This is a genomic window from Streptomyces lacaronensis (genome assembly GCF_047337785.1).
GTDB classification, from domain to species: domain Bacteria; phylum Actinomycetota; class Actinomycetes; order Streptomycetales; family Streptomycetaceae; genus Streptomyces; species Streptomyces lycopersici.
Genome location: NZ_JBLHDK010000003.1, coordinates 2,041,779 through 2,053,176, shown reverse-complemented (window position 1 = coordinate 2,053,176; position 11,398 = coordinate 2,041,779). Strand labels below are relative to the sequence as shown.

At 71.8% G+C, this 11,398-nt stretch carries 10 protein-coding genes; 9 read left to right on the top strand and 1 reads right to left on the bottom strand.

Annotated features, from left to right (window positions below; translation table 11 throughout):
• Window positions 1-97 precede the first annotated feature (97 nt).
• The 8 genes from ACMTAK_RS08935 (at window position 98) to ACMTAK_RS08900 (ending at window position 9,015) form a co-directional block, all read left to right on the top strand.
• The gene (locus tag ACMTAK_RS08935) at window positions 98-649 is read left to right on the top strand and encodes a sigma-70 family RNA polymerase sigma factor (RefSeq protein WP_413805696.1); all 552 of its coding nucleotides are present in this window, start codon (window positions 98-100) and stop codon (window positions 647-649) included.
• Window positions 650-749: 100 nt separating this feature from the next.
• A complete protein-coding gene (locus ACMTAK_RS08930) occupies window positions 750-1,832 on the top strand; it encodes a LacI family DNA-binding transcriptional regulator (RefSeq protein WP_413805695.1) in 1,083 nt (360 codons plus the stop codon).
• Window positions 1,833-1,963: 131 nt separating this feature from the next.
• Window positions 1,964-3,283, top strand: coding sequence for an ABC transporter substrate-binding protein (locus ACMTAK_RS08925; RefSeq protein ID WP_413805694.1), 1,320 nt, complete (start codon window positions 1,964-1,966; stop codon window positions 3,281-3,283).
• 66 nt (window positions 3,284-3,349) lie between these two features.
• Window positions 3,350-4,309 carry a carbohydrate ABC transporter permease gene (locus ACMTAK_RS08920; protein ID WP_256649549.1) on the top strand — a complete coding sequence of 320 codons (960 nt, stop codon included), beginning with the start codon at window positions 3,350-3,352 and terminating at the stop codon, window positions 4,307-4,309.
• The gene (locus tag ACMTAK_RS08915; RefSeq protein WP_413805693.1) at window positions 4,309-5,220 is read left to right on the top strand and encodes a carbohydrate ABC transporter permease; all 912 of its coding nucleotides are present in this window, start codon (window positions 4,309-4,311) and stop codon (window positions 5,218-5,220) included. The genes ACMTAK_RS08920 and ACMTAK_RS08915 overlap by 1 nt, the downstream gene beginning before the upstream one ends.
• A 47-nt stretch (window positions 5,221-5,267) precedes the next feature.
• Entirely contained in the window at window positions 5,268-6,248 is a 981-nt protein-coding gene (locus tag ACMTAK_RS08910; RefSeq protein ID WP_413812832.1) for a hydroxyacid dehydrogenase, read from the top strand.
• Window positions 6,249-6,298: 50 nt separating this feature from the next.
• The gene (locus tag ACMTAK_RS08905) at window positions 6,299-8,242 is read left to right on the top strand and encodes a DUF2264 domain-containing protein (protein WP_413805692.1); all 1,944 of its coding nucleotides are present in this window, start codon (window positions 6,299-6,301) and stop codon (window positions 8,240-8,242) included.
• Window positions 8,239-9,015, top strand: a complete 777-nt coding sequence (locus ACMTAK_RS08900) for a sugar phosphate isomerase/epimerase family protein (RefSeq protein ID WP_413805691.1) — start codon at window positions 8,239-8,241, stop codon at window positions 9,013-9,015. Before ACMTAK_RS08905 ends, ACMTAK_RS08900 begins: the two co-directional genes overlap by 4 nt.
• Window positions 9,016-9,192: 177 nt before the next feature.
• Here ACMTAK_RS08900 and ACMTAK_RS08895 read toward each other — a convergent pair whose 3' ends face one another.
• The gene (locus tag ACMTAK_RS08895) at window positions 9,193-9,711 is read right to left on the bottom strand and encodes a hypothetical protein (protein ID WP_413805690.1); all 519 of its coding nucleotides are present in this window, start codon (window positions 9,709-9,711) and stop codon (window positions 9,193-9,195) included.
• A 257-nt stretch (window positions 9,712-9,968) separates the two neighbouring features.
• Here ACMTAK_RS08895 and paaK point away from each other — a divergent pair, with 257 nt between their 5' ends.
• A complete protein-coding gene (paaK, locus tag ACMTAK_RS08890; RefSeq protein WP_413805689.1) occupies window positions 9,969-11,276 on the top strand; it encodes a phenylacetate--CoA ligase PaaK in 1,308 nt (435 codons plus the stop codon).
• Window positions 11,277-11,398 lie beyond the last annotated feature (122 nt).

Genomic DNA, 11,398 nt, shown 5'->3' with positions numbered 1-11,398 from the left:
CGGCCGTGGTGTCTCGTCAGACTTTCGTCACTCAATCGGCGTCCCCCTTCTCTTACGCTCCCGCCATCAACACATTCGCCTCGGGGGGAACGGGACGATGGACATCAACGCGGCGGCCGCCATGACCGACGCCGACACTTTCCTGAACACGCTGTACCGGCGCCACGGCTCGGCGCTGCGCCGGCTGGCGGCCCGGCTGCTGGGCGGGGACTGGCACCGGGCCCAGGACATCGTGCAGGAGGTGGCGATCCGGGCCTGGCAGCGGCCGATGGACGTCGGCCCCATGGACGCCACCGCCCGTCACCGGCTGTTCACGGTGGTGAGCGATCTGGTCGGCGATCTGGTCGGCGACGCCCGCCAGGACCAGGTGGAGCCGCGGATGGAGATGGCCGGTGAGGCCGATATGGCGATGCTGGCCGCGCCGGACGCGGTCGATCAGACGCTCACCGCCCGGGTGGTGTGGGACGCGCTGGCGGACCTGGCGCCCCCGCAGCGGGAGGTGCTGCTGCATCTGCACTATCTGGACCGCAGTGTGAGCCAGGCGGCCCGGGCGCTCGGGGTGCCTCCCGGAACCGTCAAGTCGCGGACGTACTACGCGACTCGGGCTTTGCGGTCGGCCCTGCGAGAGCGGGGGATCACCGACTGCTGACTGCCCCGGCCACTCGCCGACTGCTTTCTGATCGAATGATCGCTACTATGGCGGTGTTTCGATATGAAGACGAAAGCCGATCGCGTCGGAGGTGGGGAACATGCGGGAGCCGGCGCAGAAGCGGCAGGCACGGATCGCGGCCCTCGTGGAGGCCCGGGGCAGCGCCCGGATCACCGATCTAGCGGACGAGCTGGCGGTGTCCGTCGTCACCGTACGGCGGGACGTGGAGGAACTGGCCCAGCGCGGGGAGCTGCGCCGCGGCCACGGAGTGGCGCGCTCGCTGCGGCCCATGCCTACGGAGTCCACCGCCACCGGCGACACCATCGGCATGGTGGTCCCGGAGCGCAACACCTACCTCACCGAGGTCGTCCAGGCGGCGCGCGAGGCCGCCGAGAAGGCCGGGCTGCGGCTCGCGCTGCACATCGCCGCTGACGAGCGCGGGACCGAGCGCGCGGTCCGCCAGGCGCTGGACGCGGGCGCGCGGGGGCTGCTGCTCGCCCCGCGCTGGCGCACCGAGGCGGAGGCGCGGGCGGACCACGCCTGGCTCGCCGCCCTGGAGGTCCCCGTGGTGCTGGTGGAGCGCCGGCCCCACCGGGGCAGCGCGATCTACGGGCTGGACTGTGTGCGCTCGGACCACGCCTACGGGGTGCATCTGGCGCTGGAGCACCTGATCTCGCTGGGGCACCTGCGGATCGTGCTGGCGGCGCGCGACGACAGCCCCACCGCACGGGTGATCCGGTCGGAGTTCGCCGCGCAGACCACGGCCCGCGGCATCGGCGAGGGGTGCCCGGTGATGCTCAGCTCGCGCACCGCGGGGCCCGATCCCCGCCCGCGCGACGAACGGGAGGCCGACCTGGCCGCCGCGGTGCGCCGCGCCGGGGCCACCGCCGCCCTGATCCACGGCGACATGGACGCGCTGGTGCTGGTCCAGCGGCTGCGCGAGGCGGGTATCGAGGTGCCGCGCGACTGCTCGGTGGTGGCCTACAACGACGTGGTCGCCGACATGGGGCAGATCGCGCTGACGGCGGTGGCCCCGCCCAAGGGGGAGGTCGGGCAGGCGGCGCTGGAACTGCTGACCCGCCAGCTGGAGCGGACCCGGGCCGGGCGGTGGGCCGGCGCCGCCCGCCATCTGGAGCTGTTGCCGCACCTGGTGGTCCGGGATTCCACCGCCCAGCTCCCCTGAGCGTTTGACCGCTTTAGTTTCTACTGTTCGAAGTATTGACGGAATTTCAGTCAAGCGCTCAGGATTCCCTCTGACTCCACCGTTGAATCAGGGGAGGGTCCATGCCTGGTCATAGACGCCCAGGACGCCCGATGCCCGGACACCGGGCTACGGCGGGCACCACCGCACTGCTCACGCTGCTCGTCCTCGTCCTGGCGGGCTGCTCCACAAGCCGCGGGGCCGACACCGCCGGTGACGGCCCCGTGCGCCTCACCTTCTGGTCGGCGCTGCGCGGCAGTCAGGAGGTCGTCGACGAGTTCAACCGCACCCACACCGACATCAAGGTGAACTTCCAGCAGGTCCCCTCCGGCGAGCAGGGCGGCTGGGCCAAGCTCAGCAACGCCGCCCGCGCGGGCAACGCCCCCGATGTCGCCACTATCGAATACCCCCAGCTGCCCAGCTTCACCATCGACGGCGTACCCCGGGACATCTCCAAGCTGCTGCCCGACTCGGTACGCCGCAAGATCCTTCCGCAGGCGCTGGACCTCACCACCTTCGACGGGCGCACCTACGCCGTACCGGTGGACATCGAGCCGATGGTCTTCCTGTACCGCAAGGACATCTTCACCAAGAACCACATCCCGGTCCCCAAGACCTGGGCGGAGTTCGAGAGTTCGGCCCGCAAGCTCAAGAAGGAACAGCCCCGCTCGCGGATCGCCAGCCTCTTCACCACCGGCGGCACCCTCTATATGGCCGGGTACGCCTGGCAGGCCGGGGCCCAGTGGTACCGGACCTCCAACGACACCTGGCGCGTCTCCATGGACGACGCCCCCACCCGCAAGGTCGCCGGCTACTGGCAGCGGCTGAAGGACGACGACCTGGTGCGTGTCGAACCAGGCTCCAGCCAGCAGTGGCGGGCCCATCTGCGCAGCGGTGAGACGGCCGGTTATCTGGCGGGCGCCTGGGCCGCGGGCTCCATGATGGCGTCCACCCCCGATGGCAAGGGCAAATGGGCCATCGCGCCGATGCCGCAGTGGGACCCGGCGAAGCCCAAGGTGAGCACGCAGGGCGGGTCGACCTTCATGGTCACCAAGGACAGCCGGCACCCCAAGGAGGCCATGGAGTTCATCTCCTGGATGGTGACCAGCCCCGACGCCCTGCGCGCCAAGCTCGCCAGCGGTGTCAGCAGCGCCTTCCCGTCCGTGCCCAGCCTGGTCCCGGTGGCCCGCAAGGAGATGGACACCAGCTACTACTCCGGACAGGACATCTTCGGCCTCTTCGGGAAGCAGGCCGAGATGATCACCTCCACCTGGAAGTGGGGGCCGCGGATGGTCTCGACCACCACCTCCGGCGACGACGGGCTCGCCCGGGCCGGAGCCGGCAGCGGCACCGTCCTGGAGGCCCTGCGGGAAGCCCAGAGCAGAACCATGCCCGACCTGAAGAGCCTCGGCCTGTCGGTCACCACCGACTGAGCCCGCCCCGCCACCCACACCGCACCTTCAAAAGCCGTACTCACCACGCCTGAGCCGAGGTACCCCGTGAGCACAGTCACGTCCTCAAGACGGACGGCGCCGCCACAGGCGGCCGCCGCCGACCCGCCCCGCAGAACCGGACGGCGCCAGCAGCGGATCGCCGCCACCGTCCTGCTGACCCCCTTCACGGCGCTGCTCATCGCCGTGTTCCTCGTCCCCGTCGGATACGCCATCTACCTCAGCCTCTTCGGCGAGGACCACAGCGGGCTCGGCTTCGGCGGCGGGGAGACCGTCTTCACCGGACTGCGCAGCTATCTCGCGGTGCTGCAGGACCCCAGCTTCCTCTCCGGGTTCGGCACCATCGCCCTCTACTGCGTGATCTTCGTTCCCACCGTGGTCGTCAGTGCCCTGGCACTCGCCCTGCTGCTCGACTCGGGCCTCATCCGGCTGCGCCGGACCTCGCAGATGCTGCTCTATCTGCCGCACGCCGTCCCCGGCATCATCGCGGCCGTCATCTGGCTGTACCTCTACACCCCGGGGCTCAGCCCGGTGATCAAGCTCTTCGCGCAGGCCGACATCACCATCGACTTCCTCGGTCTGCACACCGTGCTCCCGTCGATCGTCAACATCGCCCTGTGGAGCGGCCTCGGCTACAACATGATCATCTTCTACGCCGCGCTCCAGGCGCTGCCGCGCGAGGTGATCGAGGCGGCGACCATCGACGGCGCCGGCGGCATCCGCACCGCGCTCCAGGTCAAGGTGCCCATCATCAGGGGCTCCGTGGTGATGGTGTGCATGTTCTCCCTGATCGGCGCGCTGCAGCTGTTCACCGAGCCCATGCTGATGAACCAGGCCACCCCGATGGTCAACTCCCGCTTCACCCCGAACATGTACATCTACGACGCGGCCTTCCGCCGCAACAACTACGGACTCGCCTCCGCGGCCTCCGTCATCCTCCTGATCGTCACCTGCGTCCTGTCGTACGCCGTGACGCGCTGGTCGGGCCGCCGGGAACGGAGAGCGTGATGACCACGACCACACCCACCACCCCCGTGAACCCCTCCCGGGGACCGTCCAGGCCGCTCGGCAAGCCCTTCGGCGGCTCCAAGCTGACCAGCCGCGGCATCGCCAACGCCGTGGTCCTGATCGCCGCCCTCTACACCATGCTGCCCGCGCTGTGGCTGGTGCTGGCGTCCACCAAGAACGCCAACGCCCTCTTCGGCAGCGACATCCTCTCCCTCGGCGACTTCTCCTTCGCGAGCAACCTCTCCGACCTGTTCTCCATGGACGGCGGGCTCTACGGCGAGTGGTACGTCAACAGCCTGCTGTACGCGGTCGTCGGGGCCCTGGTCGGCTCGCTCATCAGCGTCGCCGCGGGCTACGCCTTCGACAAGTACGAGTTCCGGCACAAGGAGAAGTTCTTCGGGCTGGTCCTCACCGGCGTCATGGTGCCGCCGACGGTGCTGGCCCTTCCGCTCTATCTGGTGGCCTCCGAGATCGGGATGGTCAACACCTTCTGGGCGGTCTTCATCCCGGTGCTCTTCAACCCCTTCGGCGTCTATCTCGCCCGCCTGCTCAGCAGCGGCTATGTGCCCAACGAGGTGCTGGAGGCGTCCCGGGTCGACGGCGCGGGCGAGCTCCAGACGTATGTGCGGGTCAGCCTGCGGATGCTCGGACCCGGGTTCGTGACCGTCTTCCTCTTTCAGCTCACGGCCATCTGGAACAACTTCTTCCTTCCGATGGTGATGCTCTCCGACCAGCATCTGTATCCGCTCAGCCTCGGCCTCTACACCTGGAACAGCGCCGCCACCGTCTCGCCCGAGTACTACCCCCTCGTGGTCATCGGCTCACTGCTCGCCGTCGTGCCGCTGATCGTGGCGTTCGTCCTGTTGCAGCGCTACTGGAAGTCCGGACTGACCGCAGGGAGCGTCAAGTGACCGCACCGCACCTCTCCGCCCGCCGCCGACCCCGCGCCGCCCTGGCCATGGCCGAGCGGTCCGCCCGTCAGGTGCTCGGGCCCGGAAGCCTGGACCGGCTCCTCGACCTCCTCGACCTCGACCCCGGCCTCGTCCTCGACGACTTCACCACCCCGGCCGCCCGCCGCGCCCTCGCCGACACCGAACTGCTGGTCACCGGCTGGGGCTGCCCACCCCTGGACCGCCGCACGCTCGACGCCGCGCCCCGGCTGCGCGCCGTGGTGCACACCGCGGGCACCGTGCGCCACCACATCACCGACGCCTGCTGGGAGCGCGGCATCGCGGTCTCCTCGGCGGCCGCGGCCAACGCCGTGCCCGTCGCCGAGTACACCGTCGCCATGATCCTGCTGTCCAACAAGCGCGTCCTGGACATCGCCCGGGACTACCGTGCCGAGCGGCGCACGATCGACTGGAACGAGCGCTATCCGGACGCGGGCAACTACCGCCGGACGGTGGGCATCCTCAGCGCCTCCGCCATCGGCCGCCGGGTGATGGAGCTGCTGCGCCCGTACGACCTCGACCTCCTGCTGTACGACCCGTACGTCACCGCTCAGGAGGCGAAGGAGCTCGGGGCGCGCCAGGTGCCCCTGCGGGAACTCTTCGCCGGCAGCGATGTCATCAGCGTCCACACCCCCCTGCTGCCCGCCACCCAGGGGCTGGTCAGCCGGGAGCTGATGGCCGCCATGCCGGACGGCGCCACGCTCATCAACACCGCGCGCGGGGCGGTGGTGGACCAGGAGGCGCTGACCGAGGAGGTGGTGGCCGGGCGGATCCGCGCCGTCCTCGACGTCACCGTGCCGGAGCTGCTGCCCGCCGACTCCCCGCTGTACGACTGCGACAACGCGCTCATCACCCCGCATATCGCCGGATCCAAGAGCGGTGAGCTGCGCCGCCTGGCCGACCTCGCCATCGGCGAGATCGAGCACTACGTCACCGGCCGCCCCTTCGCCCACCCCGTACGACCGGAGATCCTCGACCGCTCGGCATAAGAGGGCGCGCGCCCTCTCACGTCCCGCGACCCCAGGAGGCCCATCCCACCATGCCCGAGCTCCCCTTCCTCCTCCCCGCCGACGACCGCACCCTCAGCCCCCACACCGGCTACACCCGCGCCCACTGGGAGGCCGCCGCGGACGGCATGCTGCACGCCGCCCTCCGCTACGCCACCCCCGGCCAGGCCCTGATCGACCTGCCCGGCCCGCCGTCCAGGTCCGGAGTGCGCTCCGACGGGCTCGAAGGGTTCGCCCGCACCTTCCTCCTCGCCGCCTTCCGCGCCGCCGGGGCCTCGGGCAAGGACCAGCACGGCATCCTGGAGCGCTACACCGAGGGGATCGCCCGCGGGACCCTCACCCCCGGGCGCGGGGACGCCGAGTCCTGGCCGGTGATCGGCCATCACGGGGCCCAGGGCCAGCCCATGGTGGAGTCCGCGTCCGTGGCCCTGGGCCTGCGGCTGACCGCGCCGTGGACCTGGGAGGCCCTGCCGTCCGACGCCCAGGACCGCACCGAGGAGTGGCTGCGCGGCGCGCTGCGCCACCAGCCCGCCCCCAACAACTGGTACCTCTTCCCCCTCACCGTGGCCGGTTTCCTCGACTCCGTCGGACGCGGCGACGCCGAGACGGCCCGCGCCATCGAGCGGGGGCTCGGCCTGCTGGAGGGCTGGTACCAGGGCCAGGGCTGGTACTCCGACGGCGACGGGCGGTCGTTCGACCACTACAACGGCTGGGCGCTGCACATGTACCCGCTGCTCCACGCCCATCTCGCGGGCGACGGGGAGCTCCTGGACCGGCTCGGCCCCCGGCTGCACACCTTCCTCGAAGGCTTCTCGCTGCTCTTCGACGCCGACGGCGCCCCCATCCACCACGGCCGTTCCCTCACCTATCGCTTCGCCGCCGGAGCCTCGGTGGCACTCGGCGCCCTCACCGGCCACACCCCCCTCGCCCCCGGCGCCACCCGCCGCCTCCTCAGCGGAGCGCTGCGCCACTTCCTGGACCGCGGGGCGCTGACCGACGACGGGGTGCTGAGCCTGGGCTGGTACGGGCCGCACGCCGCGACCCTCCAGCGCTACTCCGGGCCCGGCTCGCCCTACTGGGCGTCCAAGGGGTTCCTCGCCCTGCTGCTCCCGCCCGACCACCCGGTGTGGACCGCGACCGAGGAGGCCGCGCCCGCCGAGGGTCCCGACCGGGCGCTGGCGCTGCCCGCCGCCGGGTTCCTCGTCCAGACCACGGGCCGGGACGGGCTGGTGCGGCTGCACAACCACGGCAGCTACAAGCTCCGCCCCTGGGAGGCCGAGCACGCGCCCGCCGATCCGCTCTACGCCCGGCTCGCCTACTCCACCCGCACCGGCCCCACCAGCGTGGACAACACCCCCGACAACCACATCGCCCTGGAAGACCGCGGCGTGCGCACCGCCCGGCTGCGCATCCACCCCCTGGCCGCGGGCCCCGACTGGCTCGCCTCCTCCCACACCCCCGCCTTCCCCGACGGCGGCCCCAAGGTGCCTTCGATCCGCATCGACAGCCTGACCCTCGTCCGAGGCCGCCTCGAAGTGCGCGTCCACCGCACCGTGGGCGTCCCCTCCGGGACGCGGATCCACCACAGCGGCTGGGCCGTCGCCCTGCCCCCGGGGACCCCCGCGGAGACCGAGGAGGGCGCCGAGATACGGCTGGACGGGGGACAGGTGACCGGTCAGCTCCTCGGACTGCACGGCTGGGAGACCGCCACCGCGGTCCGGGCGCCGCAGGGCACCGCGTACGGGCCGTGGGCCCTGGTCCCCGAACTCACCGGCACCGTCGGCGAGGACCCCTCCGGCACCCTCTTCGTCGCGCTGGCCTCGCTCACCGGGGAACGCGACCCGGCCCCGCTCGCCGATCTCGCCACCGCCGAGGTGAACGGGCTCGCGGTCACCGTACGGCCGGCGGACGGCCGGGCCTTCGTGGTGGACTTCGGCGCGGACGACGCGCCCACCGTCACGGAGGTGGGGGCGTGACGCGGCTCGGCATCTGCTCGGTGACCCTGCGCCGGCTCGACCCGGACCAGGTGATCGCCGCCGTGGCCGGAGCGGGCCTGGAGTGCGTCGAATGGGGCGGTGACGTCCATGTGCCGCGTGGCGACGAGGCCACCGCCCGGCGGGTCCGCGACGCCACCCTGGACGCCGGGCTCGCCGTCGCCTCGTACGGCTCCTACTACCGTGCCGGGCACAGCGATCCGGAGGAGTTCGACGCGGTCCTCCGCTCCGCCGTGGCGCTCGGCGCCCCGCGCGTCCGGATCTGGGCGGGTGCAACGGGCACGGAGGAGACCCCGCCGGAGGGCCGCCGCGCGGTGGTCGAGGACACCCGGCGCGCCGCCGCGCTCGCCGCGGAGGCGGGGGTGGAACTCGCGTATGAGTTCCACCGCAACACCCTTACCGACGGCGCGGACCACACCCTCCGGCTGCTGGACGAGGTGGACCGCGCCGACGTCGCCACCTACTGGCAGCCGCCCGTCGACATGCCCGACGCCGAGGCGCTGAAGGGGCTGGACGCGCTGGGGGACCGGATCGCGGCGGTGCACGCCTTCTCCTGGTGGCCCGGGACCACCCGGCTCCCGCTGACCGCCCGCGCCCCGCTGTGGCGCAGCGCCTTCGAGCGGCTGCTCGCGCACCGCGCGGAGATGTCCGCCGACGGCCCGCCGCTGGACGTCCTGCTGGAGTTCGTACCGGAGGACGACGAGCGGCTGCTGCCCCGGGAGGCGGCCACGCTGCGGGCGCTCGCCGACGTATAGGGGTGCCCGGCGGCACGCGTACGCCTGCGGCGAGCTGCTCCCCTCCCCGCCCCTTCCCACAACCGGGGCTCCGCCCTGGGCCCCGGGGCCCAGGGGCGGGGCCCCTGGTGGCGGGAAGGGGCGGGGAGGGGACAGATCCGCCGGGCACGGGATCGGCCGCGAGTGAGGGACGGGTGATCACTCGGGGGTGTGGGAGGCGCCCCCGTAGGAGGTGCCCTCCTCGATGGTGCCGCCGAACCGCTCCCGGAACTTCTCCATGTTCTTCCGGGGCGAGGACGACAGCACCCAGCGGTTGCCGACCAGATAGACCCCGCCGTACATCTGCGCCGTCTCCAGCCAGTCGCGCTGGTTCTTGGCGGTGACGAAGTCGAGGAAGAGGAACTTGCCCTTGGAGTTCTTGCAGACGGCCTGGCGGTAGTCGTCCACCTTGGTGGTGAACTCTGGCTTGCAGCCGGCGGCCGAGGCGAGTTGCTCCACCCGCGCGGCCTTGGGCGTGGGGCCGGCGCTCGGCCGTGCGGCGTTTCCTCCGGTCTCCGCCTTGGCGTCCGCCTTACCGCCCCCGTCTCCGCCCCCGCCGCCGCATCCCGCTATGGCGAGCAGCGCGCCCACCGCCGCCACGACCGCCACCGCGCGCGGGGCGCGCTCGGCAGCGGTCCGGACGGGGTGCGGAGCGTCGGCGTCGGCGGCGTCGTACATGAAAGGCCCTCTCGCATCGTCGGATCCGGGGTGCGGCTGCGTCCTCGCGCCTACGGGTACGGATGGAGGGCGCCGATCGTTCACCGGCCTCGTGCCGTTCCGCACTCGTTCCGCACCCGTTGCGCACTCCTTCCGCGCCGGACCGGGCGCGTACGGGGATGTCCGGACCCTTGACAGCCAGGTCGGATGCTGGATTACTGGACCGCGCCCGAACGGTAACCGAATGTTCGGTCGGCATCCGGAGGTGCTGGACGGCCATGGTGGAACCGCTGAGCGCGGCTCCGCTCGACGACGCCGAGCGGATGAGCCCCGAGGAGCTGAGGACGCTTCAACTCACCCGGCTGCGCGCCACCTTGCGCCATGCGTACGACCATGTCGAGCTGTACCGCAAGAAGTTCCGCGAGGCCGGGGTCGGCCCCGAGGACTGCCGCACCCTGGAGGACCTGGCCCGGTTCCCCTTCACCACCAAGGCCGATCTGCGCGACAGCTACCCGTTCGGGATGTTCGCCGTCGAGCAGAGCGAGGTGCGGCGGCTCCACGCCTCCAGTGGCACCACCGGCCGCCCCACCCTCGTCGGCTACACCGAGCACGACCTGTCGGTCTGGGCGGAGGTGATCGCCCGCTCGATCCGCGCGGCCGGCGGCCGCCCCGGCCACAAGGTGCACATCTCCTACGGCTACGGCCTGTTCACCGGCGGCCTCGGCGCCCACTACGGGGCCGAGCGGCTCGGCTGCACCGTCATCCCCGCCTCCGGGGGGATGACCGCCCGGCAGGTGCGGCTCATCCAGGACCTCAGGCCCGAGATCATCATGATCACGCCCTCCTATCTGCTGACGCTCCTGGACGAGTTCGAGCGGCAGGGCGTCGATCCCCGCTCCACCTCCCTCCGGGTCGGCATCTTCGGCGCCGAGCCCTGGACGGAGGAGATGCGCCGGGAGATAGAGGAGCGCATGGACATCCACGCGGTGGACATCTACGGGCTCTCGGAGGTGATGGGCCCGGGGGTGGCCCAGGAGTGCGTGGAGACCAAGGACGGGCTGCATGTCTGGGAGGACCACTTCTACCCCGAGATCGTGGACCCGCTCACCGACGAGGTGCTGCCCGGCGGCGAGGAGGGGGAGCTGACCTTCACCACCCTCACCAAGGAGGCGCTCCCCGTCATCCGCTACCGCACCCGGGATCTCACCCGGCTGCTGCCCGGCACCGCCCGCCCCGCCTTCCGGCGCATCCAGAAGATCACCGGCCGCTGTGACGACATGCTCATCGTGCGCGGGGTCAATGTCTTCCCCAGCCAGATCGAGGAGATCGTGCTGCGGGTCCCGTCGGTGGCCCCGCACTTCCAGCTCGAGCTGACCCGGCGCGGCCGGATGGACCATATGACGGTGCGGATCGAGGCACGCCCCGGGGTCGGCCCCGAGCGGCGCGCGGACGCCGCCACGGCGATCGCGCGGGGAGTCAAGGACGGGGTGGGGCTCACGGTCGAGGTGGAGGTCGTGGACCCGGAGACGCTGGAGCGCTCGGTGGGCAAGATCCGCCGGGTCAAGGATCTGCGGAGGGACGGCTGAGCGGACGCGAGGGAGGGCTGAGCGGACACCGGGCCGAGCCGCCCCGGGCGCCGTCCGTGGACAGGCCGGGACCCGGGGCGCATGGACTCGGCGTGTCGGCCCGAGGTCTTCTCAGCGTGCCA